This window comes from Archangium sp. (assembly GCF_036389735.1).
Classification (GTDB): domain Bacteria; phylum Myxococcota; class Myxococcia; order Myxococcales; family Myxococcaceae; genus Archangium.
Window position 1 is genome coordinate 1 of record NZ_DASVWK010001052.1, and the last position, 26,411, is coordinate 26,411.

The window sequence follows — 26,411 nt, forward strand, 5'->3', positions numbered from 1 at the left end:
CCCGTCTGTCCCGTCTGCACCGCCACCGGCTTCTGCGTGTCCACCGACACCAGCTCCACCCTCACCTGCGCGTCCTGCGCCGGCTGGTAGTCCGACGTCCTCGAGGACACCACCACACCCACCGCCTTGCCCGGCTCCACCGAGGGCGGATCCGCGCTCACGTTCAGCGTCGTCAGGTCCGGGTCTCGCACCAGCCAGCGCAGCGCGTTGCCCCAGAAGCGGTCATAGGCACGGTTGGGCGAGCCACCCCGGTGCCCCGTGAAGGACCAGTACCAGCTCCCGTCCGTGGCCAGCACCATCGCCCGGCCCCGGCCGTAGTCCCACACCGCCACCAGCGGCGCGTTCTTCCCATCCACCGTGAGGAACGGGTGGTCCATCAGCACCGTCGCCCCCGGCTTCGCCCGCGCCAGATTCGCCCCGGGAATGGCCGGCAGCTCCGCCCACGCCGCCTCCGTGCTCGACGCCCCCGAGGCCATCGCCGTCACCGGGTGGCGCAGGCCCTCGGGCGTCAGGCGCGCCTTGAAGCCCTCCGGGTTCGCCGGGCCCGCTCCCTCCAGCGGCAGTGCCTCGAACAGCGTGGGCATGTTCGCGCGGCCCTCGCCCAACACCGCGTCTCCGCCCACCATCACCAGCGCTCCACCATTGTGGACGTAGCGCTCCAGGTTGCGCTCGTACTGGTTGATCGACAGCGATTGGTCCGCGTAGCCGAAGTTCTGGAAGATGACGACGTCGAAGGTGTCCAGCTTCGTGTCGAAGATCTCCTCCATCGGGAAGGGAATCAGCGACAGCTCGCGCTCCTGGCTCACCACGCCCGGGTCGTCCGACATCGTCCGCAGGATGTAGAAGGACACCAGGTCCACGTTGGCGTCCTGGCGCAACAGGCCCCGCAGGAAGCGCTCGTCCCACGAGGGCCGGCCCACCACCAGCAGCACGCGCACGCGGTCTCGAATCACCTTCAGCACGAAGGAGCGGCTGTTGTTGTCCCCCACCGCCTCGTCCGGGTACACGGGCATGCTCACCGTGTAGACGAAGCGCCCCGTCTGGTCCGGCGTGAAGGTGAAGCCCACCGGCTTCACATCGTCCGAGGACTCGAAGCGCACCGTCTTGCTCGCCACCACCTTGCCTTCCTGCTTCAGCACCACCGGCACGTCCTGCCCCGAGAAGCCCCGGCCGTGCACCTCCACCTCCACCGTGATGGAGTTGCGCACGAAGGCGAAGTCATCCACCTTCACCCGATCCACGGCCAAGTCCTTCAGGGCCTCCTTGCCCACGAGGAAGGTGGACACCGGCACGTCCAGGTCCGCCAGCGCCGCTCGCGCCCGGCCCACCGCCCCGCCGGCCAGCTCCACGTTGTCCGCGCCGTCGCTCACCAGCAGCACGCCCGCCAGCTTCTTCGTTCCCTGCGCCCCCGCTCCCACCGAGCGCAGCGCCGACAGCAGATCCGACGTGCCCGCTCGCGCCGGCTCCTTCGCCAGCGCCTCGGCGGTGGTGGGCGACAGCTCCGGATCAAACCCGTACAGCTCCACCGTGTACCGATCCTGCAACGCCGCCAGCTCCGGCGCGGCCCGCTCCAGGAAGGCGGCCGTCTGCGCCGAGCGCGTGATGCCGCCGGGCTCCACCGGGAAGTTCATCGAGGCCGAGCGGTCCACCAGCACCGCCAGCCGGTTCTTCATCCGCGCCACCTGGAGGTTGCGGATGCCGGGCTCCAGCAGGAAGAAGAGCGCCGCCAGGCCCGCGCCCACGCGCAGCGCCCACAGGGACCAGCGCCGCCAGCGGGCCGGCTCGCGCCGCAGGCCCCACGCCGCCAGTCCCACGCCAAGAGCGAGCCCCACCCCCAGCAGCACCAGTGCCCACACGGGCAGTGGCGAGAGGCTGACGAGCTTCCAGGCATTGAAGGGGGTGGTTTCCATGAAGGGGGGGGGGCCTCGGGTCAGCGACGCTTGTTGAGGATGAGCGGCAGGTGGACGGCGTCGTCCTTGTAGTCCAGGCAGAGCGCGTACATGCAGAGGTTCACACCCAGGCGGATGGCCAGCTCGCGCTGGGGCTCGCCGCCCGGGGACACATCGAATTCATAATCGCCCGTCTCGTTGCGGCTCCACGCCCCGGCGACGTCGTTCTGCGAGTACATCACCGCCGCGCGCTTGCCGAGGTTGGCCGCCAGCAACTGTGGCTTGTTGAGCAGCCGTCCCGGCGCGGACTCCAGCAGGAAGAAGCTCTTGAAGACGACGTGGGTGGAGGGCACCGCCGTCAGCGGGCTCTGCGGCAGCACGCGCGCCATCTCGCGGCGGAAGCTGGCGTCGAAGCCCTCCCCGTCGCTGCCATCGTTGGCGTCCGCCAGGAGGAAGCCGCCGAAGGTGAGGTAGCGCCGCAGGTTCTCCACCTCCGCGAGGCTGAAGGGCGGGAAGCCCCCGTCCCCTCCCAGGTAGAGGAAGGGGTACTCGAAGATGTCCGGGCTGGAGAGCGCGAAGGGCCGGGCGTCCGGCACCACCTCCACCGAGGTGCGCCGCTGGAGCTCCCAGGCCAGGCGCCGGAGCCCGGACAGTCGACCGTCCCACCGGCCACCGTGCCGGGCAACGGCGGGGATGAAGCGGCTCTTCTCTCCAAAGGCGGACGCACGTCCGGCCAGCAGCGGAACGAGCGCCGTGCTTCCGAGCAGGAGGTGTCGACGGCTGAGGGGGCGCGCGGGCATGGGTTTCTATATACCGTCGACTCGCCCTTCCATTCCCCGCTATAGAGAGGCCCCATGGCGAAAGGCGGACAGACGCCGAAGGACCCTGCCTCCCCCCGGATGCAGGAGGCGTGGAAGCTCAAGGAGTCCGGGGACGTGCTGGCCGCGCGGCACGCGGCCGAACGCATCCTGGCGGACAATCCCACCCCCGAGGACAAAGCCCAGGCCGAGGAGCTGCTGCGCCGGGGCACCACGCCCCTCGCCCTCTACGGCTTCGCGGCCCTGGCCGCCTTCATCCTCGTGCTGCTCGTGGTGCTCGCCACCACGCGCTACTAGGACACCGTCGTGGAACCGTACCTCCAAGCCCTCAAGGCCTACCAGACCTTCAACCCCTCCGGGTGGGTGGCCATCTACCGGCTGCTGCCCATGTGGGCCGGCATCCTGAGCTGCGCGCTGGGCATCATCCTGCTCCTCTTCGGCGGTGGGCGCATGTTCCGCGCGCTGGCGGGTCCCCTGGGCGCGCTCATCGGCCTGGGTTGGACAGGCGTGCTGCTCACGAAGCTCGGCCAGCCGTTGGACCCGCGTCTGCCCACGGCCGCCGCGGCCGTCCTGGCGGTGCTCGGCGTCCTCTTTCCGCCCGCCGTCATCTTCGTTGGCGTGGGCATCCCCCTGGGGCTGCTCGGCGGGGAGATCGCCGGGCCCAAGGACTACCTCCTCGGCTTCGTGCCGGGCCTGCTGCTCGGCGGCCTCGTCGCGGTGGTGGTGCACCGTCAGGTGGCCGCCATCCTCTCCTCCGCCGTGGGCGCGTGGCTGCTCGTCATCGGCGCGCTGGCGGCGCTGCACCAGTTCGGCGGGCTCGTCACCGCCATGGCCAGCCAGCCCTGGGGCGTCATCATCGCCGCGGGACTTTTCGCCCTGGCCGGAAGCGTCTATCAGATCGCCGTGCGGCCCTCGCCCGAGGAGGCCGAGCGCCAGGCGGCCGAGCGTCAGAAGCTGCAGCAGCGCAAGGCCGAGCAGAAGGCCCTGGAGAAGCGCTGGGGCGCCTGAAGGGGCGTCGACCGGGCAGCCGGAGTCTACCTTTACCTCCACTGGGGCCGCGCGTAGAGTCCGCGCCCCCTCCACCCCCCGGGGACGAGCCACATCGATGGGCCAGGCCAAGCGCAAGGAGAAGAACCTCGAGGCGAAGGAGCCGCAGCGCCCCGAGTCAGAGGGCGCTCCCTCCGAGAGCCCGGACGCGGACGCCCAGGGGCCCTGGAAGAAGCCCGCCGGGCTGTCCCCCAAGGGCTGGGGCGTGCTCGGCGCCGTCATCCTCTTCATCCAGTTCCCCCTCCTCCACTACGCCTTCCGGGGCGAGGCGGACACCACCGCCACCGTGCCCTACGCGCAGGACTTCGCGGACCCCTCGGTGGTGCAGCGCGACTTCTTCGCCACCGGCGGCCACTGGCGCGTGGTGAACGGGCAGCTGCTCTCGCCCGGCGTGAAGAACAACCCGCTGTGGCTCCAGGCGAAGCTGCCGCGCGACGTGGCCGTCGAGTTCGACGTGCGCTCCCAGTCCCCCGAGGGCGACATCAAGGTGGAGGTCTTCGGCGACGGCACGGATCACGCCTCCGGGTACATCCTCATCCACGGCGGATGGAACAACTCGATGTCCATCATCGCGCGCCTGGACGAGCACGGGGCCTCGCTGGACTCGCTGAAGCGGCGCGCCGGGGGCAAGGGCCTGGTGGAGACGGGCGTGTTCCGGAAGGACACGCACATGCGCGTGGAGGCCCGGCCCTACCCGGTGGAGATCGGCCGCACCTATCGCTGGCGTATCGAGCGTCGGGGCTCGTTGCTACGCTGGTCCATCGATGGCAAGCCGTTCATGGAGTTCGATGACCCCCTCCCCCTCGAGGGCAAGGGGCATGACCGCTTCGGCTTCTCGAGCTGGGAAGCCCAGCTCTTCTTCGACAACCTGAAGATCCAGCCGCTGTGAGCCGGCCTCCGGCCCGTGGCGATATCAGGCAGCAGGGGTAACAACGTGCGCAGAGTGGGAATCTTCGGCTGGGGCGTGGTCGCGCCCCGGTCCCGCAACATCGAGGCCTTCGAGAAGAACCTCGCATCGTCGGAGAGCTGGCTCTCCCCCTTCGAGGGTGGCTTCGGTCCGAACAACTTCCTCGTGGGTCAGCCGGAGTTCGACTTCGCGGAGTACAAGCCGTGGATCGACGCGCGCTTCCCCACCACGCGCTTCGCCCAGCTCGACAAGAAGATGGGCATGCCCACGAAGATGGCCATCGGCTCCTTCATCCAGGCGCTGGGCCAGAACCCGGGACTGGAGCAGGAGCTTCAGGCACTCGGGGCCCGCTCCCACGTGTACGTGGGCACCGGCCTGGGGGACCTGCCGACCATCCATGACATCACCCTGAACCTGCACCGTGCCCAGCGGCGGTGGGACCGGTTCTGGGCGGCCCCCGAGCGCAACAGCGCCCTGCGCCGCTGGCAGGAGACGCGCGAGCCGCTGTCCGGTCTTCCCCCCGAGCCCTCCACCGTGGACGAGCTCGTGCGCGACGAGGCCGAGGAGGCCTGGTGGCACTTCTGGGCCGGTCAGTCCCCCGAGCTGCGCGAGTTCCTCGCCGAGCAGAAGGAGATCGAGGGCCTGGGCGTCGAGGGCGGCAACGTGGAGGCCGCCAAGCTGGGCGTCATCAAGGAGAAGCGGACGCGCAACCAGCGCCTGCAGAAGAAGTGGGGCGCCCCCGAGCCGCCGTGGAACGCGGTGCCGTCCGAGATTCTCTGGAACATCCACAACACCCCCGCGTCGCAGATTTCGATGATGGGCAAGCTCACCGGCATGACGTTCGCGCCGGTGGCCGCGTGCTCCTCGTTCGGCTACGGGCTGAAGCTGGCGCTGGATGCCATCCGCCGGGGTGACGCGAAGGCGGTGGTGATGGGCATGACGGATCCGCCCCCGCACCCGCTGGTGGTGGGCGGCTTCTACAACGCCCGCGTGGTGAGCGCGGACGGCGCCGTGTCCAAGCCGCTCACGGCCCTGCGCGGCACGCACGTGGCCGGCGGCTCGGTGGTGTGGATCCTCGGAGACCTCGAGCACTTCACCTCCAAGGGCTTCAAGCCGCTGGGCATGGAGCCCATGACCGTGGGCGTGACCGCGGACGCGGATCACATCATCACGCCCTCGAAGGAGGGCCCCACCGTGGCCATCCACGAGGCCCTCCAGGCCGCGGGCCTGACGCCGGCCGACATGGGCAGCTGGGACATGCACGCCACCGCCACCCCGGGGGACTACCTGGAGGTGGAGACACTGCGCGCGGTGCTGCCCGAGACGGTGCTGGTGACGGCGCGCAAGGGCACCTTCGGCCACGGAATGGGCGCCGGCGGCGGCTGGGAGCTGACGGCCCAGTACCTCGGCCATGCCCGGGGCCAGGTGTTCCCCACGCCGCTCTCCGAGGCCGAGCTCAACAAGGAGATCGGCCGCGTCCATGGCCGGTTCGTCTTCGATCAGGCGGTGGCCGCGCCCCAGGGCTGCGCCGGCAAGCTGTCCATGGGCGTGGGCGGCATCAACGCCTGCGTCATCTCGCGCCCCTGGCGCTGATCACCCGCGGTGGCGGGGTCCTTCTCCCCCGCCGCCGCTAGTGGACTCGCACCGCGTCGTCGGTGACCTGCACCTTCTCGAAGGTGATGCCCATCATCTGCTCCAGCAGCTCCTTGGCCAGCTCGCGGGCCGTCTTCATCTGCTCCGGGCGCGCCAGGTCCCGACCCTCGTTGTAGAGGCCGAGGATGATGGAGCCCGAGAGCACCGCCGCCTCGTACAGCTCCTGCTTGTCGCGATCCGACAGGCGCCGCTCGCTGAGGCCCATGCCGATGGCGGTGTTGAGCTGCTCCAGCATGCTCGCCTGCTGCGCTTCGGTCAGCGACTGGCCGTTCTTGAGCACGTAGTAGCAGTGGAGGAAAAGGAAGTTGAAGGCGCCGGCGAGGTTGTTCTTGAGCTGCGTCTCATCCTGTTGGTCGAGGAGGTGCTCGTACCCCTTCAGCAGCCCCAGCAGCGCGGTCTCCAGCTCCTGGCGTTGGTCTCCCGCGAGGCCCTGGGCGCTGGCCGCCAGGCGCTTGTGCACGAAGGGGCCTCCCACGACGGAGCGGAAGGACGAGGCCGAGAGCGACAGCGGCACCAGTGAGCGCGGGCCGCTCCCATCCCACTGCTTCTGGAAGACCGGCTTGAGGTTGCCGTTGATGAGCACGTTCCCGCTGTATTGCCTGTAGGGGCTGAGGGGCTGCGCGCCCGCCCCGGCCGAGCCGAGCAGGACACACACCGTCGCGATGGTGAAGACCATTGTGGACAAGCCGCTCATCTCTGCTCCCCCTCCATGCCGCGGATACGCGATGTCATCCGGAGAACATGCAGCATCATCACAGCGAGTGAGGCAGGGCAAGCCGCGTGGCGAATGCGCTGGCCACCCCTACCCCGGGTTGGTACGTGCTCCTTCATGCGACTCACCCTCCCCCGTGGTGTCAGTCTCGCGGTTCTCGCCTCGGCGCGTACCGAGGCGGAACACCACGAGGATCTGGGGTGCAGCATCCAGGGCCCCACCGCCCGACCCGTGCGCCAGGCCCATCTCCCCTTGAAACAGCGGCTCGCCGAGCTGGGGCCCGAGCGCTCCCTTCGCGAGGCCAGGGCCCTCGTGCGCTGGCTGGAGGAGACGCCCCACTATGCCGCGCTCTGCACCGACGGCAGGCGGCGGGGCGGCCGGCGCCCGCTGCGGCCCGAGGTGCTCTTTCCCGACGCGGTGCGGCACAAACCCCGCGTCCTCCACCTGCGCCAGGAGCAGATGGGGCTGGACTTTCCCGTGAAGGCCCGCGAATGGCCGGCCCTCGCCGATCTCTTCGCCACGCTGGCCCGCGGTGCCACCAGGGCCGAGCTGCGGGCCCTCGCCGCCGTGCCCGCGGTGGGAGAGCTGCTCGCCGACCTGTCGAGCGCTGGCTGGCTCGTCCGCCATGATGGGCCGGTGGAGGTGCCCACTCCCGGAGCCCTTTTCGTGGGCCACAACACCGTGCTGGTGGCCAGCGCCCAGGCGCGCGTCCTGGTGGACCCGTACTTCCGCCCCGCCAGCGGGCTCGACCGGCCGGACTACCAGCCCCTCCAGCCCAGGGACCTTGGCCCCGTGGACGCGGTGGTCATCACCCATTCACACGGGGATCACTTCCACCTGGGCTCGCTGCTCCAGCTCCCGCGCGACACCCGCGTCTTCGTGCCGACGGTGGAGCGCGAGAGCCTCTTCTCCACCGACTGCGTCCTGCGACTGAAGCAGCTCGGCTACACGCGTGTCGAGGCCCTGCGCTGGGGCGAGGAGCGCCAGGTGGGGGACATCACCGTGCGCGCCCTTCCCTTCCATGGCGAGCAGCCCACGGACGGCGAGGGCCTCTACCCGGGCCTCTTCAACGAGGGGAACACCTGGCTGGTGCGCGCACCGGGCTTCTCCGCGGCCTTCTTCGCGGATGCCGGGCACGACGTGCGCGGGGACATGCGCGACGTCTGCCGCCAGCTCCGCGAGGAGGGCCCGGTGGACGTGCTCTTCTGCGGCGTCCGGGGCTTCCGCCTCAAGCCGCTCTTCTTCGGCTACACCACCCTGGACGCCTACCTCGTCGACGTGCCCCTGGACGCACTCGCCAGCCCCCAGCAGCTCATGGCCGGGCCCGAGGAGGCCCTGCACTATGGCGAGCTGCTCGGCGCGCGCTACGTGGTGCCCTGCGCGGACGGCGGCGCCCCCTGGTACTGGCGCGAGGGCATGGGCCCCCGCTACCCGGGCTATCCCGGCGAGCCGGTGAACGGCGCCAGCACCCTGGACGAGAACCCGGACGCGGACCCCTTCCCCGAGCGGCTCAAGCAGGTGCGCCGACAGGTGGGCCACGGGCCCCAGGCCCTGCTGCTCCGCCCCGGCGAGGCCCTCTCCTGGCGAGGACGCAAGGCTCCCGAGCTCCTCCACCATCCCGGCTTCGTCTGGCCCTTCGGCGACATGCCGGGACGGCGCGGAGCGTGACGGGGAGCGCTCGGGCGCCCGGGCTCAGTGGCTCCGCGACTCGGGCTCGAGCGTCGGCCCGATCTCCCGGAGGGGCTCCTCGGGGAACTGCTTCAGGTTGAGCAGGCCCGCCAGGACGTGCAGCTTCTCGTGGACCGACTCGTTGGTGAACTCGTGCAGGTCCATCAACGCCTCGGCGTAGTCCGTGAGCGCGGCCAGCCACTCGTGCAGGCTCTCCGGGCTCGGCGGCTTCGCGCGCGCCTCCTCGATTCGAGCGAAGGCCTCGTGCAGCTTGTCCGCGGCTTCATCTACGTGTCTGGGGAGTGCCATGTCGCTACCCTCTCTGGCCTCACCATGTGACCGCCCCGCGCTCCTCGCCACGCGCCGGGCCGATGAGCGAGCACCCAAGCCCGAGGCCATGGGCGCGCCATGCACGTCCGCCCCAGGGGACTGATCTTCAACGGCTGTAGCACGGACCGGGCAGACGGCCGTGACCCACGGGAGGAGGTCGCCATGAAAGGACGAGGGCGAGCCTGCAAGAAGCACATCCGGCAGGCAGGTTGGAACATCGCGAACGAGGGTGAGCGTGAGGGGGGCTATCACCTGGAGCTCCACGGTCCCCGGGGCGAGCAGATGAAGGTCGAGTCCTCCTCCAAGGCTCGCGCCTACCGCCATGCGGAGCGGGCCGTGAATGGATCGGAACCCGGAATGGCTCTCTGGGCCGGTCAGGCTTGAGCCGCCTGGAGAGCAGCCGACCAGGCTGGTGAATCATCCGCCATCCTGCCCCTGGCCGCCTCCACACCTACCCTACTCGCCAGGACACCGAGGGCGCGCAATGAACGGTCAAGACACGGACAAGCTGCAAGCGGGGGCGGAGGGCACGCAGGCGTCTTCCGAGCAGTCGAGCAAGCCGAGCAAGGCCCCGCCTCCGATGCAGGCGGATCAACGCCCGCCCATCGAACGGGGCGCGCACCTGCTGGCGCTCAGCACCCTGAAGAACGCCGAGATTCCCTTCGTGGTGGCGGGCGCCTATGCCCTCCATCTCTATACGGGCATCTATCGAGACACGAAGGACCTGGACATCTTCCTCAAGCGCGAGCACGTGGAGCGTGCGATGGAATCCCTGGGCAGCATGGGCTTCCAGACGAACATGCACGACCCGGTGTGGATCGCGAAGGCCTACGCCAACGACGAGTACTTCGCCGACCTCATCTTCGGCTCCGGCAACGGCGTGGCGTTGGTGGATGACCTGTGGATCGAACGGGCCCACCCGGGCGTCGTCCACGGGCTGCCCATCCTGGTGGCGCCGCCCGAGGACATCATCTGGTCCAAGGCCTTCGTCTGCGAGCGCGAGCGCTTCGACGGCACCGACATCAACCACCTCATCCTCGCACGCGGCAAGCAGATGGACTGGAAGCACCTGATGATGCGGTTCGAGCCGCACTGGGAGGTGCTGCTGGCCCACCTGACCTTCTACCGCTTCAGCTACCCCGGCCAGCGCGACCACGTGCCCCGCTGGGTGTGGGACGAGCTCCTCGAGCGCGCTCGCAACCAGCACAACGAGCCCGAGAAGAAGAAGCTCTGCCGGGGAATGTTGATCGCCAAGGGACAGTATGGTGTGGACGTCGAGCACTGGGGCTACACCGACGCGCGCATCGAGGAAGTCTCGACGTACCGCGACTTCTACAAGAAGGATTAGGCGCACGCCCCAGCCCTTGCTCGCCTGGCTGTCCACGACTAGCAAGGGGGGACCCGGGTTCCCCTGAACCGAGGTCCCCTCATGCCCCTCACCACGCTCTGTCTGCGCTGCGGCCTGTGTTGCGACGGCACCCTCTTCACCCACGTGCCGTTGCGACACACCGAGGCCGCTCCGTTGAAGGCCCTCGGGCTGCCCGTGAGGGAGCGAGAGGATGGCACCTCGGTGCTCCCCCAGCGCTGCGCCGCGCTGGACGGGCGCCGGTGCACCGCCTACGCGCAGCGTCCCGAGGGCTGCCGTCGCTACCACTGCAACCTCTTCACCGCGCTCTCCGAGGGTGAGGTGTCCCTCGACGAGGCCCTCGCCGTGGTGGACGGCGCGCACGCCCTGCTCGCCGCCGCGGGCTCGGAGCGCCCCCCGGAGGTGGAAGACTATCTGGACCGTCACTTCCGCGGTCGCCACGGCGCCGCACGGCGCGGTAGCGACGCTTCGTAGCGTGGGCGACGGAGCGACACCGGAGTGATTGGAGGCCCGCGGGGGGCCCGTTAGCTTCCCCGGCATGCGTCACTGGCTCCTCCCCGCCACCATCCTGCTGTGGTTGTCCGCCTCCGGCTGCCACTCCTCCAAGAAGAGTCCCGCCGATTCCGGTTCCACCCCGGAAGCCCCACCGCCCCCCGCGGTCCCCGACCCGGGCCCGGGCCCGGGAGCCCCCCAGGCGGCGTCTCCCGCGGCCGCCAGCGTGCAGGTGCCGGTGACGGTCCAGGAGAGCCTGCGCGACCACCCCTTCGACTCGCCGCGCACCCTCACCGTGCCGCCCGGCTTCTCCATCTCCGTCTTCGCGCGCGTGCCGAATGCGCGCTTCATGGCGGTGGCGCCCGATGGGAACGTGCTGGTGTCGGAGCCCGCGTCCGGCACGGTGCACCTGGTGCGCCCCAAGCCCGGACAGCCCCCCGAGGTGCTCGCCTGGGCCACCGGCCTGCGCCGCCCGCATGACCTCGTCTTCCACACCCGGGGGGGCACCACCTGGGTGTACGTGGCCGAGACGCACCGGGTGACACGCTCGCCCTGGCAGCCCGGCGACACGCAGCGCCGCGCCGCCGAGGTGATGGTGGAGGGCCTGCCGGACTCGAGCTCGCCCGAGCTCAAGGGCCGCTACGGACACGAGCTGAAGAACATCGCGGTCGACTCGACGGGGCGCCTCTACGTCTCCATCGCCTCCACCTGCAACGTGTGCTTGAGCGACACGCAGAGCACCCCCGAGCGCGCCACCGTCTACCTCCACGGGCCGGATGGCGGCGCGGGGCGGCTCTTCGCGCGGGGCCTGCGCAACGCCGAGGGCCTGGCCTTCGTGCCCGGCACCGACACCCTCTGGGTGACGGTGAACGCGCGCGACAACATCCCCTATCCGCACAACGACAGCACGGGCCAGTACGGGAAGGTGGTGGCCCCGTACGTGGACGACCATCCGCCCGAGGCCCTCACCCGCGTGCGCGAGGGCGGCCACTACGGCTGGCCCTTCTGCAACCCCACCCCGGACACGTCGAGCAAGCTGGAGCAGATGCCGTTGGATCGCGACTACGACCTCAACCGCACGGGGACGGTGGACTGCGGCCGGATGGACCGCATCGACCAGGGCATCCAGGCGCACTCGGCGCCGCTGGGGCTGACCTTCCTGAACGGCACGGCCTTCCCCGCGCCCTACACCCCGGGCGTGGTGCTGGCCTACCACGGCTCGTGGAACCGCACGCGGCGCACCGGCTACAAGGTGGCGTACTTCGCCTGGGACACGGCGGCGGGCCAACCCGGCCAGGAACTGGACCTCGTCACCGGCTGGGTGTCCCCGGATGGCCAGGAGGTGTGGGGCCGCCCCGTGGACGTGGCCGTCACCGCCGACGGCGGTCTGCTCATCAGCGACGACAAGGCCGGCGCCCTCTACCTGCTGCGAAAGCAGTGAGCCCGGGCGGCTCTCACCCCTTGGGGACCGCCACCAGGTCGAAGTCCGGGATGTGCTCGCGCATGTACTCGCGCATCCGATTGATGAGCGCGGCCTCGATCTGCCGGGCCCGCTCGCGGCTCACCCCGTACTTGTCGCCGATGTCCTGGAGCGTCAGCGGCTCGTCCGCGCTCAGCCGGTTCTCGAAGATGAAGCGCTCCTTGCCCTCCAGCGTCTTGGCGAACTCCTGGAGCTTCTCCCGGAAGAGCGCCTTGAGCTCCTCGTTGCCCAGGCGCTCCTCCGCGCCCTGTTGCGAGGAGGGCAGGAAGCGGTCTCCCCGAGTCGTCCCCGAGTCGTCCCCTCCCACCGGCGCGTCCAACGACACCTCGTCGTGGCCCAGCCGCTGGTCCATCTCCACCACGTCCTGCTCGGTGACGTTGAGGCGCTCGGCCAGCATCTTGGGCGTCACCTCGAAGCCCTGCGCCAACAACTTCTCCTGCTCCTGGCGCAACTTGAAGAAGAGCTTTCGCTGGGCCTCCGTCGTCCCCAGCTTCACCATCTTCCAGTTGTCCATGATGTAGCGAAGGATGTAGGCGCGAATCCACCAGGCCGCGTAGGAGCTGAGCTTCACCCCTCGCTCCGGGTCGTACTTCTTCACCGCCTGCATCAGGCCGATGTTGCCCTCCTGCACCAGGTCCAGCAGGGACAGCGGGTTGCGGTGGTATTCGTGTGCCAGCTTGACCACCAGGCGCAGGTTGGCCGCCACCAGCCGGTAGGCCGCCTTCACGTCCCCCGTGTCCCTCAAGCGCCTGGCCAGCTCCCCCTCCTCCTCTCGGGTGAGCAGCGGGTGCCGGTGCACCTCCGCCATGTAGGCCTGGAGGGGATCGGCCCGGGTCAGCGCCGACTCCCCCGCCCGCGCCAGGGCCCTGGGAGCGGGGGTGACGACCTCCTCCACCTCGGCGTCGACCTCTTCCAGCTCCTCGGGGGCTGGCTCGACGGCGTCCGGTTCCGGCTCGGTGGAATCGGCCTCCAACACCTCGGCCTCCTCGGGAGGAGGGGCCGCGGTGGGCCGCTTCGCCCGGGTCTTGGGGCCGGTGCTTCCCGTTTTCTTCCGCCCATTCGCCATGGGGTGTTCCTTATGCAAAGTGAGCCGATTGTTGCCAGAGGGTAATGCAGGGGTTATGCCCCTACCTGATGAGCGACATTCAAGACCCGGAACAACCGGGAACCCCTGCCGAAGCGTCGACCCGCCCCGCCGAGTACGTCGCGGATGTCAGCTTCGATGACCTGAACCTCTCCGAGCCCCTCCGGCGTGGCATCGCGGAGCGCGGCTACACCCACCCCACGCCCGTCCAGGCCAAGGCCTTCCGGCCCGTCATGGACGGCAGGGATCTCATCGTGCGCAGCAAGACCGGCACGGGCAAGACGGCCGCCTTCGGCCTGCCCCTGCTGGAGAAGATCTCCTCGGAGGACAAGCGGGTTCGCGCCCTCATCCTCTGCCCCACGCGCGAGCTGGCGCTCCAGGTGTCCGAGGAGCTCGCCTCCCTGGGCAAGCACAAGGGCGTGAAGGTGGCGGCCATCTACGGCGGCGCCTCCATGAAGCAGCAGGAGGATGCCCTGGACGAGGGCACTCAAATCATCGTGGGCACGCCTGGCCGGGTGTTCGACCACATCAACCGCGGCAACCTCAAGCTCGAGGGCTGCACCCACGCGGTGCTCGACGAAGCCGACGAGATGCTCAACCAGGGCTTCTACGAGGAAGTCACCCGCATCCTCGACCGTCTTCCGAAGGACCGGCAGGTGCTGCTCTTCAGCGCCACGGTGCCCACGGACATCCAGAACCTGATTGCCCGCTACACGACGAACGCCGAGACGCTGCTGCTCTCCGGCGACGTCTTCACCGTCGAGCACATCCACCACATCCGCTACGACGTGTCGGACGCGCTGCCCAAGCCGCGCAACCTCATCTACGTGCTGGAGGCCGAGGAGCCCCAGAACGCCATCATCTTCTGCAACACCCGGGATGACACGGCGCTGGTGACGGCGGTGCTCAACCGCAACGGCTTCGACGCGGACCTGCTCAACGGGGACTTGCCGCAGAAGGAGCGCGAGCGGGTGATGGGCAAGGTGAAGCGCGGCGAGGTGGCCTTCATGGTGGCCACGGACATCGCGGCGCGCGGCATCGACATCTCCGGCCTCGAGTACGTCATCAACTACTCGCTGCCCGAGGACCCGGCCGTGTACCTGCACCGGGTGGGCCGCACCGGCCGCATCGGCAACAAGGGCACCGCCATCAACCTCTTCTCCGGCCGCGAGCTGGCCACGTACACCGTCCTGGAGAAGAAGTTCGGCATCAAGTTCGAGAAGCGCGAGATGCCCGCCCCCGAGGAGGCCATGCGCCTGTGGGCCGAGCGCCACGTGCGGGAGATCCGCGAGGCCGCCTCCGACTCCATCTTCGAGGGCTTCCTGCCCCTGGCCGCGCTGCTCAAGACCCGGCCGGACGCGGATGACCTGATGGCCTTCCTGCTGAAGTACTTCTTCAGCCACCTGCGCATGGAGAAGGCCCAGGCCGCCGGCGAGCCCGAGCGCACCGAGCCCCGTCATGAGCGCGCCCCCGAGGGCCGCCGCAAGGAGCGCGGCGAGCGCGACCGCGAGCGTCCCCGCGACCGGGATCGCGACAGGCCTCCTCGGCGCGAGGAGCGTCGGGAGACCCGCGCGGAACCGGCCAGCGAGTCGCGTGAGCGCGGCGAGCGGCGGGAGCGCACCGAGCGGCCGCCCCGGAGGGATCGCCCGGAGCGTGGCCCCTCCTCGATGGAGGCCGGCCCTGGCGAGGTGAAGCTGTGGGTGAACCTGGGCACCGAGGATGGCCTGGGGCCCGGCAGCATCGTCACCGCTCTGGAGGAGGCCGGTGCCCCCACCGACAAGGTGGTGCGCGCGGACCTCAAGCCGGGCTTCTCCTACGTCTTCATCGCCGAGGGAGACCTGGCGGGCTTCGAGGCCCTCAACGGCAAGTCGTACAAGGACAAGTCGCTGAAGGTGGAGAAGAGCCGGCCGCGCGGTGAGCGCGACCCGAACCGGCCGCCGCCCTCGCCCGACGCCGGCCCCGGCGAGGTGAAGTTGAAGTTCAACCTCGGCATGGACGACGGCCTGGACGAGGCCAGGTTCACCGCCGCCCTGGAGGCCGCTGGCGCCCCCGCGGGCAAGGTGAACAAGGCGGTGCTCCGCTCGCACTACGGCTACGCCTACGTGCCCGAGACGGAGGCCGCCGCCTTCGAGGCCCTCACCGGCAAGCAGCACGGCGAGAAGACGCTCAAGGTGGAGAAACACCGGCCTCGCGGCACCCGCGAGCGCCCGCCCCGCCCCGAGCGCACCGAGCGCCAGGAGACTCCCGAGGTGCCCGGCCAGGCGCGCCTGTGGGTAGGACTGGGCCGCTCCGACGGCCTGGACGAGGCGGGCCTCACCACCGCCCTGGAGGGCATGGGTGCCCCCGCGGGCAAGGTGCAGCGCGTGGAGCTCAAGCCCACCTACGCCTATGTCTTCATCGCCGATGAGGACGTGCCCGCCTTCGAGGCGCTCAACGGCAAGCAGCACGGCGAGAAGACGCTCAAGCTCGAGCGCGCCCGCCGCCGCTAGCTGGCTCGGGGGGCGGGGTCGCGGTCCGCTCCGCCCCCGCCCCGAGCCCCTTCTCCTCGGATCGCCTAGACTCGTTCCGCCGTGTCCGACGACAGCTCCGCTCCTCCTCCCGACTCTCACGCCACCCTGCTGACGCCCGCCGTGCGGCGGGAAGGCGGTGCCGTGCCGGACGCCGTGCCCTCGGAGCGCTTCGCCGGGCGCTATGCCCTGGAGGCGCTCGTCGGCCGCGGTGGCATGGGCCGCGTGTACCGGGCCCGGGACGTGCTCGTCGGCGACCTGGTGGCCCTCAAGACGCTGGACCTCGGCAAGGACCCTGGCACCGAGGCCGTGGAGCGCTTCCGCCGCGAGGTCCGCCTCGCCCGCCGCATCTCCCACCCCAACGTGGCGCGCATGCACGACCTGGGGGAGCACGAAGGCCAGCACTTCCTCACCATGGAGTTCGTGGAGGGCGTGGACCTGCGCTCGCTCCTCGCCCGGGAGGGAGCCCTGGCTCCGGCCCGCGCCACCCGCATCGTGCTCGCGGTGTGCGAGGGGTTGGCCGCCGCCCATGCCGCCGGGGTGGTGCACCGCGACCTCAAGCCCGCCAACGTCCTCGTCGAGAAGGGCGGGCGCATCGTCCTCACCGACTTCGGCATCGCCCGGGCCCTCGCGGACGAGGCCGCCCAGCACACCCAGGGCACCGCCGGTACGCCCATGTACATGGCGCCGGAGCAGCTCTCCGGCGGCGAGGTGGACGCACGCACCGACCTGTACGCCGTCGGGTTGATGCTCTACGAGCTGCTCACCGCGGCGATGCCCTTCTCCGGGGACTCGCCGCTCGCCGTCGCCTTCGCCCGCCTGCGTCAGCCTCCGCCGGACCCGCGCACGAAGGCGGCCGTGCCGGACGCGCTCGCCGAGCTGGTGCTGCGCTGCCTCGCCCGCGAGCCCGAGGGTCGCCCCGCGAGCGCCGCGCAGCTCGCCCAGGCGCTGCGCGCGTGGCTGGAGAGCACCGGCGAGTCGACCACCACGAGCCCGCTCCTCGTGACGAACCCCGGCCTGTCCGCTCCGCCCACCCAGCCCGACGCCCCTACCTTCGTGCGTAGCACCTCCTGGCCCACCAGCACCGGCACCAGCACGGGCGAGCAGGGCGTGGCCATCCTCCCGCTGCGCTTCCAGGGCCCCCAGGAGCAGGCGTACCTGGGCGAGGCCCTCACCGACGCGCTCATCGACGGGCTCTCGCACACCCGGGGCGTACGCGTGCCCAGCAGCGGCACCACCGCGCGCTTCCGCACCGAGCGCGAGCCCCGGGCCGTGGCCCGCGAGCTGGGTGTGGCCTTCCTCGTCGACGGCGTGGTGCAGAGCGCCGGCCCCCTGGTGCGCGTCTCCGTGCGCCTGGTGGAGACGGCCCAGGGCACCCAGCTCTGGAGCGAGCGCTTCGAGGACTCCTCCTCGGACGCCTTCGCCCTCCAGGACCGGCTGGGCCCACGCATCGCCGAGGCGCTGCGCATCGAGCTTCGGATCGCCTTCCACCGGGACACTCCGCCGGAGGCCCTCTCCCTCTTCCGCCAGGCCTTCGTCCGGGGATTCACCCCCGGCTACGCCACGGACACCGCCCTCGAGTGGGTGGAGCAGTGCCTCGAGCTCGCGCCGAATCTGTCTCCCGCGCTGGCGCTCCATGCCCTCTTGAGCCTGCGGACCTGGTTCGTGGGCACGTCGGGCCCGGAGCGCAACTGGGAGGAGGTGGCCCGCGCCAGTGTCGCGCGCCTGGAGCAACGGGCGCCCCACCTGCCGGAGACGCACCTGGCCCGGGCGATGCTCGCCGGGCAGGAGTCCGACTGGCGCAAGGCCGTGCTCGCCGTACGGGCCGCGCTGGAGGCCGCCCCCACCTTCCCGGCGGCGATGCAATTCCTCGGCAGCCTGCAATGCGAGGCCGGACGCGCCGACGAGGGGCTCGTCCTCCTGCGGCGGGCCTTCGAACTCGACTCCCGGCTGGGCTTGAGCCTCTTCGAACTCGCCCGCTGTAGCGCCCTGCGCGGGAAGCTGGACGACTACCGCCAAGCCATGGAGCGGCTCGCCACGTTCAACTCCTACCGGGTCCCGGGGTTGATGCTCCGGCTGCGCGTCTCCGCCTGGAGGGGAGAGCTGGAGGGCGTCCGGGAGTGCAAGCTCGCCCTGGAGGACGAGAACGCGCCCGTCGCCCGCAATGGCTTCCGCTACGCCTCCGCCGTGCTCGGCGAGCTGGACGTGCTCGCCTCGCTCGCGCCCATGGATGAGATGCTCACCCGGCCGCTCAGCCCCCGGTTCGCCTCGCTCCTGCGCCAGCTCGCCACCGAGCAGCTCTGCCTCACCGGACAGCCGGAGAAGGCCCTGGGCTACTTCCTGCGCGCCGCCGAGACCGCCCTGATCGACCTGGAGTGGACCGACCGTTGCCCCGCGCTCGCCTCCCTGCGCGCGCTCCCGGGTTTCGCCGAGGGTCGGCGTCAGGTGAGGGCACGGGTCCAGGCCATCTGGAACGGGTAGGACGGCGGGAGCGGGCTAGGGGGAGGGTCTTCCCGTTTTCGCCCTCCGCGCCCGGTGGTAGTGCGCCGCGCACAGTTCCTTCGCCAGGACGGGCTTCTCGCAGCCCGCCTCCTTGCAGCGCGGGGCCTCCTCGGCTGGCGGTGCTCCTGGCTCCCTGCCGCCAAACATCGCCTCCGCCACCGCGAGCAGCCGATCCACCTCCGCTCGCGTCAGGCCCCGCTCCCGCACCAACTCCACCAGCCGGTGCGCCCCCGCCACCTCGTCCTCCTCCACCCGGAAGAGGTCCGCCAGAGGCACGCCCAGCGCCCCCGCCACCTGCACCAGCGTCTCGTAGCTGGGGCTGCGCTCCCCCCGCTCCAGCAGCGAGGCGAAGCTCACGGAGATGCCACAGCGGACGGCGAAGTCCTCCTGGGTCAGCCCTCGCCGCTCCCGCAGCGTCCGGATGCGGCGCGCGAGCCCTTGGAGGTGCCCGCTCGCATCCTGGGCTGTCGGGGAACTGGAGCGCATGGCCAACCCATGCTAGCGCACCCCATCTGATAAGGTCTCGCCCAGGAGAGCATCCCGGCCATGCAAGCCGTCGAAGGTATTCACTACTACTTCCGCAAGGCCGCACGCATCATGGACGTGGGCGAGCGCATCGAGACGCTGCTCGCCATGCCCCTGCGCGAGGTCAAGGTCCAGGTCTCCATCGAGCTCGACAGCGGGGAGATCCGCACCTTCCACGGCTACCGCATCCAGCACGACAACAGCCGCGGTCCCATGAAGGGCGGCCTGCGCTATCACCCCTCCGTCACCCAGGACGAGTGCGTGGCGCTCGCCTCGCTGATGACGTGGAAGACCGCCGTGGTGAACCTGCCCTACGGCGGCGCCAAGGGCGGTATCGCGGTGGACCCCACCCAGCTCTCCTTCAAGGAGATGGAGCGGCTCACCCGCAAGTACGTGGATCAGATCCAGGACTTCATCGGTCCCACCCGGGACATCGCCGCCCCCGACGTCAACACCAACCCCCAGGTGATGGCGTGGATCATGGACCAGTACTCGCGCTACCATGGGCACTCGCCGGCCGTCGTCACCGGCAAGCCCATGGAGCTGTACGGCTCCAAGGGCCGTGACTCGGCCGCCGGGCGCGGGCTGCTCTACATCACCCGGGAGATCCTCCGCGACACGGGCATGCCCATGAAGGGCACGCGCTTCGCCATCCAGGGGTTCGGCAACGTGGGCAGCCACACCGCGCAGCTGGTGTGGCAGGACGGTGGCGTGGTGGTGGCCGTGTCGGACGTGTACGGCGGCGTGTACAACCCGCAGGGCCTGGACGTCCCCGGCCTCTTCGAGCACGTGAAGCGCACCGGCACCGTCACCGGCTTTGGCGGGGGCCAAGCCTGCGCCAACGACGAGGTGCTGGCCGCCGACTGCGACGTCCTCATCCCCGCCGCGCTCGGCAATACCCTGCGCCGCGACAACGCCCACACGGTGCGCGCCCGGCTCATCATCGAGGGCGCCAACGGCCCCACGGATCCCGAGGCCGACGAGATTCTCGAGAAGCGCGGCGTGCTCGTGGTGCCGGACATCCTCGCCAACGCGGGCGGTGTGACCGTCAGCTACTACGAGTGGGTGCAGAATCTCCAGCACCTGTCCTGGGAGGAGGAGCGGGTGAACGCGGAGCTGGAGCGGACGATGAAGGAAGCCTACGACCGCGTGGCCCAGCTCGCGCGCTCGCGCAAGGTGACGTTGCGCACCGCGGCATTCATCCTGGCCATCGGCCGTGTGGGCAAGGCCACGGTGCTGCGCGGCATCTGACGGGCAGGCGGACAGGCGTCGGCCCGAAGTCCCCTCCCCTTTCGCCCGGGCACCGCATCGGTTATCAGGCGCGACACAGACATGGTCACGCTCCAGCAAATCGAAGACGCCCAGCAGCGCATCGGTGAAGCCGTCTACCGCTCTCCCTGCCCGAGGTCGGAGCAGTTCAAGGAGCTCACCGACTGCGCGGCGCTGTTCTGCAAGCTGGAGAACCTCCAGCGCACGGGGGCCTTCAAGGAGCGCGGCGCCCTCAACAAGCTGCTCACCCTCACGCCGGACGAGCGGGCCCGCGGTGTCATCGCCGCCTCGGCGGGCAACCATGCGCAGGGGCTCGCCTATCACTCCGGCCGCCAGGGGGTGAGCACCACCATCGTCATGCCGGAGCGCACCCCGCTCATCAAGGTGACACGCACGTGCTCCTACGGCGCCCGGGTGGTGCTGCACGGCAGCAACTTCGACGAGGCCTACGCCGAGGCCCTGCGCATCCAGGACCGCGAGAACCGCGTCTTCATCCACCCCTTCAATGATCCGCTCATCATCGCCGGCCAGGGCACCATCGGCCTGGAGCTGCTCGAGCAGATTCCCTACATGGACATGGTGGTGGTGCCCATCGGCGGCGGCGGGCTCATCTCCGGGGTGGCGTGCGCGCTCAAGGAGACCAACCCGCGCATCAAGGTCATCGGCGTGCAGGCCTCGGCCATCGCGAGCATGAAGGCCTCGGTGGACGCGGGGAAGCTGACGGAGTTGCCCGCCGGCACCACCATCGCGGACGGCATCTCGGTGAAGCGCCCCGGCGACTACACCTTCGAGATGATCCGCCGCTACGTGGACGACATCGTCACGGTGGACGAGGAGGAGATCGCCAACGCCATCCTCCTGCTGCTGGAGCGGGAGAAGTCGGTGGTGGAGGGCGCGGGCGCGGTGGGCCTGGCGGCGCTCATCAACGGGAAGATTCCCTCGGCGCGCGGCCGCAAGGTGGTGCTGCTCATCTCCGGCGGCAACATCGACGTCAACCTCGTCAGCCGCATCATCGAGCGCGGCCTGGTGAAGGACGGGCGGCTGGTGCGGCTGGTGGTGCGCATGCCGGACCGGCCGGGAATGCTCGCGCGGCTCACCGCCGAGGTCGCCCAGCAGGGCGCCAACATCGTGGAGATCTACCACAACCGCGCCTTCTCGAAGGCGGGCCTGGGCGAGGTGGCCGTGGAGGTGACGCTGGAGACGCGCGGCCGCGGCCACATCCAGGAGCTGATCGGCAGCCTGACGCAGAACGGCTGGCAGGTCGCGGAAGAGACCTGAGAGGCGGGTGGAGCGGGCACCCTCACCGTGCGTGGCGTGACGTTCCCGTGAGCACCCGGGGTTTACGTCGGGGCTCGCGGGGAGATGATGGACTCCTTCAGCAATCCCGCTCCATCAAGCGACGCGCGTAGCCGATCCGCCAGGGCCACGTACTCCGGCTCATGTCCGTTGAACCGCTCCGGCGTGAGAATGAGCCTGCCCCCACTGACGGCCACGGCTCCCGTGGTGGCCACACTCAGTACATACGTGGCGTTGAGCACCTCGCCCGCCAACGCCACCACCCGCCCGGGCACCCCTACCAGCCGCAGCGCCACTACCCCTTCTCCCGTCAGCGAGAAGACGGGCGCGGCGAGCCGGCCCAGCCTGCCCCCAACGGAGCCAGCCTTCGCCGCTCCCGTCCCCGCCCCCGCGCCCCCACTGCCCACCATCAGCAGCACGTGCGCGGTGAGACGTGAGATGTCGCGCACCTGCTCGCCGGGCGGCTTGTGGCGGAAGGCCACCCAATACTCGGGGGCATTCTGGACGAGCTGCCGCACGGCCCCCGGCAGCCGGGTGAGTCCCTTCAGGGTATCCCCCGTGTGGAAGACGAGCCGGTAGAGGCCCTCCACCGTGTCCACCAGCGCCAGCCCCGCTCCCTCCAGCGCTGGCAGCACCACGCCGTCGTCCGGCACGTACGGGCCAAGTGGCAGCGCCGCTCGGGGTACCTCCAGCTCCGCGTCCACCGGCCACAGGCGTCCGCCTTCCATCGCGTAGAAGGGCCCCACCTCGTCCTCATCGACGCCGCTCGGAGCTTCCGGAATGGGGGCCAGAAGGGCGTCCGCTCCGACCCGCTGCGCCCCAGCACGCCCCGACATCCACCCTCCCCGGGGTGTACCGGTGGCACACCCGGCCAGCACCACCAGGGCCACCATGACCAGCAAGGTCCGAGGGCCTCCCCACTCGTGCGAACCCTGGACACACGGCCGCGGGAACATGGTCAACCTCCTTGGAAGGGCGTTGTCTCCCCCCCCTTCGTTCCGGGGCCCCGGCTCGGCGATACTGCGCGCCATGCGCGCCCTGCTCCTCGCCGCCCTGCTCTCCGCCTCTCCCCCTCCCCCGCCCGCCCAGGCCCAGAAGCTCGCCTCGCAGAAGGCGTGGGAGGAGCTGTACCTCGCCTACTCCTCCGTGGACCCCAAGGGCTACGAGGCCCCTCAGCGTCGCGTCATCGCCGCCTCGCTCCTCAAGGGCTGTGAGGCCCTCGCCGGCTCCGACACGGTGATGGCGTACTCGCTCGGCGAGCGCTCCGTGGCCTTCGAAGAGACCGCCCCGGGCCTGCGCTGCGTCTCCCGCACCGCGCTGGCCACCGACCAGCGCGGCTCCGCCGAGGAGGCCCTGCGGCATGGACTGGAGCGCTTCCCCAAGGAGGGCCACTTCGCCCTGGAGCTGGGCCGGCTCCTCCTGGAGGACAAGGACCCCAAGGGCGCCCTCGCCGTGCTGGAGAAGGTGCCGCCGCGCTCACCCGAGGCCGCCAAGGCCCGGGCGCTGATGCAGAAGGCCCGTGGCCAGTCCGCCGAGGAGACCGAGGCGCGCGCCCAGGCCCGTGCCATCGAGCGGCGCTTCACCGGCGAGAGCGAGGACAAGAAGGGCTCCGTCCAACCCGCCTCCGCCTCTTCCGGCCTCTCCTACGAGTCCGGCGTGAGCGAGGACGGCATGCGCACCCGTGCCAACGGCCGCTTCGTCGTGAAGTACTTCAACAACTCGCGCGACTTCGGCCAGCGTGCCGAATACGAGGGCCGCATCGTCGGCGCGCTCGACGAGGCCTACTTCCACACCCGCCAGGTGCTGGGCGAGTCGCGCGAGGCCCCGGTGGACGTCATCCTCTACACCCGCGAGGAGTTCCGTACCCACCAGGGCAGCGCGCTGGCGCGCATGGTGGCCGGGCTGTACTCGGACGGCGCCATCCGCATCAACGACGCCGCCGAGCTCACCCAGGAGACCAAGGCCACCCTCGTCCACGAGTACGTCCACTCCGTGGTGGATGACCTCGTGCGCGCCGCCTCGGGCGGCCAGCACGTCCCCATCTGGCTCAACGAGGGCCTCGCCGAGTACGTGGAGTGGCGCTACCTGGGCAGCGAGAATCCGCCCCGCGCCCTGGCCGCCCGCATGCGGGGCGCCTCGCAGGCTGGCCGCCTCCCCCGCCTCTCCGACATGGCCGGGCAGGCCCTCATCCAGCAGAGCGACCCGGGGCTCGCCTATGGCACCTCCGCGGTCGCCGTCCGGGAGCTGATGCGCGAGGGAGGGCCCGAGCGGCTGCTCGGCCTCATCCGCGAAGTGGGCCAGGGCACGCCCTTCGAGGAAGCCCTCCAGCAGAAGTACGGGCGGAGCGTCGCGCAGCTGGAGGAATCCCTCGCGTCCGCTCTCTCGCGGAGGTAGCGGGCGGGCGGATTCCACATCCGCGAAGTTTACCCCTCCCGGTGACTCCCCTACACTCCGACGCGGAAATTTTTTGCAAGAGCGCTGCGGCTGGAGCCTTCCGGTCCCGGGTCCGCAGCAAGGTGACGGATGTCCGACACGCGTGCGGAGATGAGGGAGTTTCGCTTCCTGGAAGAGAAGCGGACGCGGGGGTATCTTTCCCCCGCGGAGGAAGCTCGTCTGAACGAGCTGCGGGGCGTCCTGGGTTCCCAGGCCGATCCCGTGCAGGAGACGAACGCGGTCGTGGACCCCGCCCAGCAGCCTCAGGGCTACTACGGCACCGACGGCCAGTGGTACGCCTACCCGGCTGATTACACGCCCTCCGGCGATCCCAACCAGGGCTACGACGCGGCCTACGCGCAGCAGCCCCAGGGCTACTACGGCGCCGATGGCCAGTGGTACGCCTACCCCGCCCAGGGCGAAGATCCCAACCAGGCCTACGCGCAGCAGCCCCAGGGCTACTACGGCGCCGATGGCCAGTGGTACGCCTACCCCACCCAGGGCTACGACCCGCACCAGCCCTACGCTCCGCAGGAGCAGGCCTACGCGCCTGACTACGCCGAGCAGTCGCCCGCCCCCGCGCCACAGGCCACGCCCATCTACGTGCCGCAGCCCGTGCAGCCGGTGCAGGACCCGGTCCAGATCACCCTGGAGAGCGAGAACCTCGAGATCCCCGCGCTGAGCGCGCCCGCGCCCTGGGCGGAGCCGGAGCCCGAGGTCACCTACCCCAGCGCCGTGCCCCTCGAGGCGGCCCCGTCCGAGGCCGAGGACGTCTTCGAGGTCACCGACACCGACGTCACGCCCGTCAGCGAGGCCACGCCTCTTCCCGAGCGGCTCGACGAGCCCGAGTCCGTCGACATGAGCGGCTGGGAGGATACGCCCGCCCAGGCCGAGGCCCCGACGGCCGAGCCGGAGTACGCGGCCGAGCTGGAGTCCTCGGATCCCATCGAGCTGGGCGAGGACGACTTCTCCTCGCTCAACTCCGACCTGGCGACTCCCTCGCACCGGTCCGCGCCGCCCGTGAACGACGTGCCGCTCGTGCCCGTCCGGACGCTCGAGGTGATGCCCTCGGACATCGAGAGGCTCCAGAGCGCCGTCGAGGAGGAGCCCCCGGCCGGGCCGGCGGTGGTGGAATACGCCGAGGCCGAGCCGGAAGTGGTGGAGTTCTCCGAGGCCGAGCCGGAGATGATGGAGCTTTCCGAGGCCGAGCCGGTGCTCGCCGAGGAGCCCACGACCCCGGTCGTCGACGAGTGGAGCTCCGCACCGCTCGCGGTGGAGAACCAGGAGTCGGGCACCGCCGCGACCCCTGCGCCGACCTATGAGGCCGGATCGGACTACGGGGACCCCGTGACGGAACCCGAGCCGTTCTCCACCGATGAGGAGTCCTCGGACGCAGCCCTGCTCGAGATGGATCCGATGGAAGTCACCGCGTCGTACGCGATCCCCGCGGATCCGACCGGTGATGTCGCCCTGCTCGACCCGGCCAACGCGCTCCCCGCCCCCGGGCTCGGCGCCTCGACCTCGATGCTGTCCGGCTCGGCGGCTGACGAAACGCCCACGCTCGAGCTCTCCGCCATCGAGGCGGAGCCGAGCACGGGTGCGGCCTCGGCGACGGACATGCCCTGGGAGACTTCCGAGGACGCGATGGCCTACGAGGCCAGCGCCGACGTGGAGCCCACCCCGGCCTTCCCGTCCGAAGAGCATGTGCCCTCGCTGGAGCTGCGCCCGGTGCAGGTCGCGCCGGACCTTCAGGCGGACACCGTCGAGTTCACCGACTCGTACGATCCCAAGGCCACCCAGCCCTTCGACGAGACGACGTCCACGGCCGACGCGATGTACGACTTGAGCGGGGATCCGAACGAGCCCCTCCCGCTCGCCAGCGCGAACGAGTTCCTGGGTCACTCCGAGCAGAGCGAGACGAGCGTGTCCTCCGAGCCCGTGCCGCTGGAGAGCAGCGATAGCTGGAGCGGCGAGGGCGGGGTTTCCGGTGAGAGCCTCCCGCTGGAGAGCGCGGCGGAGTTCGTGAGCTCTCCGGAGTTCATCTCGGCCAGCAGCACGTGGGGCCACCAGCCGGAGACGGAGGAAGCCGCGTCCAGCGAGGCCCAGCCCGAGTGGTCCGCTCCCGTTGAGGAGCAGCCTGTCCTGGAGGCCGAGCCCGAGTGGGCTTCCGCCGAGCCCGCTGCCCCCGCCGAGGCCCAGCCTGAGTGGTCCGCTCCCGTCGAGGAGCAGCCTGTTTTGGAGGCCCAGCCCGAGTGGTCCGCTCCCGTCGAGGAGCAGCCCGTGCTGGAGGCCGAGCCTGAGTGGGCTTCCGCCGAGCCCGCTGCCCCCGCCGAGGCCCAGCCTGAGTGGTCCGCTCCCGTCGAGGAGCAGCCTGTTTTGGAGGCCCAGCCCGAGTGGTCCGCTCCCGTCGAGGAGCAGCCCGTGCTGGAGGCC

General features: G+C 70.6%; 20 protein-coding genes and 1 pseudogene. 14 read left to right on the forward strand and 7 right to left on the reverse strand.

The genetic code is table 11. From position 1 onward, the window contains the following. Together VF794_RS37550 and VF794_RS37555 are read right to left on the reverse strand one after the other, a co-directional pair. Positions 1–1,910, reverse strand: a 1,910-nt coding sequence (locus VF794_RS37550; RefSeq protein WP_331118141.1) for a glutamine amidotransferase, incomplete at its 3' end; no start/stop codon positions are given. 20 nt (positions 1,911–1,930) lie between these two features. After that, the gene (locus VF794_RS37555; protein WP_331118143.1) at positions 1,931–2,689 is read right to left on the reverse strand and encodes a DUF4159 domain-containing protein; all 759 of its coding nucleotides are present in this window, start codon (positions 2,687–2,689) and stop codon (positions 1,931–1,933) included. Positions 2,690–2,743: 54 nt separating this feature from the next. On the opposite strand from VF794_RS37555, the gene VF794_RS37560 reads away from it, so the two are divergent. The 4 genes from VF794_RS37560 to VF794_RS37575 all read left to right on the forward strand — a co-directional run bounded on the left by VF794_RS37560 (position 2,744) and on the right by VF794_RS37575 (position 6,254). Further along, positions 2,744–3,004: a molecular chaperone DnaJ gene (locus VF794_RS37560; protein ID WP_331118145.1), complete on the forward strand. Its 261-nt coding sequence runs from the start codon at positions 2,744–2,746 to the stop codon at positions 3,002–3,004. Between the two features lie 9 nt (positions 3,005–3,013). Next, positions 3,014–3,715: a hypothetical protein gene (locus VF794_RS37565; RefSeq protein ID WP_331118146.1), complete on the forward strand. Its 702-nt coding sequence runs from the start codon at positions 3,014–3,016 to the stop codon at positions 3,713–3,715. 97 nt (positions 3,716–3,812) lie between these two features. After that, positions 3,813–4,643, forward strand: coding sequence for a hypothetical protein (locus tag VF794_RS37570; protein WP_331118148.1), 831 nt, complete (start codon positions 3,813–3,815; stop codon positions 4,641–4,643). Between the two features lie 45 nt (positions 4,644–4,688). Next, positions 4,689–6,254: a beta-ketoacyl synthase N-terminal-like domain-containing protein gene (locus VF794_RS37575; protein ID WP_331118150.1), complete on the forward strand. Its 1,566-nt coding sequence runs from the start codon at positions 4,689–4,691 to the stop codon at positions 6,252–6,254. Positions 6,255–6,291: 37 nt separating this feature from the next. On the opposite strand, the gene VF794_RS37580 is transcribed toward VF794_RS37575, so the two are convergent. Next, entirely contained in the window at positions 6,292–7,008 is a 717-nt protein-coding gene (locus VF794_RS37580; RefSeq protein ID WP_331118152.1) for a DUF6683 family protein, read from the reverse strand. 135 nt (positions 7,009–7,143) lie between these two features. On the opposite strand from VF794_RS37580, the gene VF794_RS37585 reads away from it, so the two are divergent. Further along, positions 7,144–8,694: an MBL fold metallo-hydrolase gene (locus VF794_RS37585; RefSeq protein WP_331118154.1), complete on the forward strand. Its 1,551-nt coding sequence runs from the start codon at positions 7,144–7,146 to the stop codon at positions 8,692–8,694. Positions 8,695–8,718: 24 nt separating this feature from the next. Here the strand turns inward: VF794_RS37585 and VF794_RS37590 are convergent, their stop codons facing one another. Beyond that, a complete protein-coding gene (locus tag VF794_RS37590) occupies positions 8,719–9,003 on the reverse strand; it encodes a hypothetical protein (RefSeq protein ID WP_331118156.1) in 285 nt (94 codons plus the stop codon). Between the two features lie 505 nt (positions 9,004–9,508). Here VF794_RS37590 and VF794_RS37595 point away from each other — a divergent pair. The 3 genes from VF794_RS37595 to VF794_RS37605 all read left to right on the forward strand — a co-directional run bounded on the left by VF794_RS37595 (position 9,509) and on the right by VF794_RS37605 (position 12,323). Then, positions 9,509–10,372 (forward strand): nucleotidyltransferase, encoded by an 864-nt coding sequence (locus tag VF794_RS37595; protein ID WP_331118158.1) that lies wholly within the window; start codon positions 9,509–9,511, stop codon positions 10,370–10,372. Positions 10,373–10,453: 81 nt separating this feature from the next. Next, positions 10,454–10,864 (forward strand): YkgJ family cysteine cluster protein, encoded by a 411-nt coding sequence (locus VF794_RS37600; protein ID WP_331118160.1) that lies wholly within the window; start codon positions 10,454–10,456, stop codon positions 10,862–10,864. Between the two features lie 64 nt (positions 10,865–10,928). Continuing rightward, complete coding sequence (locus VF794_RS37605) at positions 10,929–12,323, forward strand: sugar dehydrogenase (protein WP_331118162.1); 1,395 nt, start codon at positions 10,929–10,931, stop codon at positions 12,321–12,323. Positions 12,324–12,336: 13 nt separating this feature from the next. Here VF794_RS37605 and VF794_RS37610 read toward each other — a convergent pair whose 3' ends face one another. Beyond that, a complete protein-coding gene (locus tag VF794_RS37610) occupies positions 12,337–13,428 on the reverse strand; it encodes an RNA polymerase factor sigma-32 (RefSeq protein WP_331118164.1) in 1,092 nt (363 codons plus the stop codon). Positions 13,429–13,496: 68 nt separating this feature from the next. On the opposite strand from VF794_RS37610, the gene VF794_RS37615 reads away from it, so the two are divergent. Together VF794_RS37615 and VF794_RS37620 are read left to right on the forward strand one after the other, a co-directional pair. Continuing rightward, entirely contained in the window at positions 13,497–15,935 is a 2,439-nt protein-coding gene (locus VF794_RS37615) for a DEAD/DEAH box helicase (RefSeq protein ID WP_331118166.1), read from the forward strand. 81 nt (positions 15,936–16,016) lie between these two features. Further along, a complete protein-coding gene (locus VF794_RS37620) occupies positions 16,017–18,434 on the forward strand; it encodes a protein kinase domain-containing protein (RefSeq protein ID WP_331118168.1) in 2,418 nt (805 codons plus the stop codon). A 15-nt stretch (positions 18,435–18,449) separates the two neighbouring features. On the opposite strand, the gene VF794_RS37625 is transcribed toward VF794_RS37620, so the two are convergent. Continuing rightward, the gene (locus VF794_RS37625) at positions 18,450–18,941 is read right to left on the reverse strand and encodes a helix-turn-helix domain-containing protein (protein WP_331118170.1); all 492 of its coding nucleotides are present in this window, start codon (positions 18,939–18,941) and stop codon (positions 18,450–18,452) included. A gap of 60 nt (positions 18,942–19,001) precedes the next feature. Here VF794_RS37625 and VF794_RS37630 point away from each other — a divergent pair, with 60 nt between their 5' ends. Both VF794_RS37630 and ilvA read left to right on the forward strand, forming a co-directional pair. Next, positions 19,002–20,231, forward strand: a complete 1,230-nt coding sequence (locus tag VF794_RS37630) for a Glu/Leu/Phe/Val family dehydrogenase (RefSeq protein ID WP_331118172.1) — start codon at positions 19,002–19,004, stop codon at positions 20,229–20,231. 81 nt (positions 20,232–20,312) lie between these two features. Next, positions 20,313–21,527: a threonine ammonia-lyase gene (gene ilvA / locus VF794_RS37635; RefSeq protein WP_331118174.1), complete on the forward strand. Its 1,215-nt coding sequence runs from the start codon at positions 20,313–20,315 to the stop codon at positions 21,525–21,527. Positions 21,528–21,589: 62 nt separating this feature from the next. Here the strand turns inward: ilvA and VF794_RS37640 are convergent, their stop codons facing one another. After that, a complete protein-coding gene (locus VF794_RS37640; protein WP_331118176.1) occupies positions 21,590–22,501 on the reverse strand; it encodes an Imm52 family immunity protein in 912 nt (303 codons plus the stop codon). A gap of 73 nt (positions 22,502–22,574) precedes the next feature. On the opposite strand from VF794_RS37640, the gene VF794_RS37645 reads away from it, so the two are divergent. Together VF794_RS37645 and VF794_RS37650 are read left to right on the forward strand one after the other, a co-directional pair. After that, positions 22,575–23,939 carry a peptidase MA family metallohydrolase gene (locus VF794_RS37645; protein WP_331118178.1) on the forward strand — a complete coding sequence of 455 codons (1,365 nt, stop codon included), beginning with the start codon at positions 22,575–22,577 and terminating at the stop codon, positions 23,937–23,939. Positions 23,940–24,068: 129 nt separating this feature from the next. After that, positions 24,069–26,411 (forward strand): annotated as a pseudogene (locus VF794_RS37650) (hypothetical protein); the annotation flags it as partial.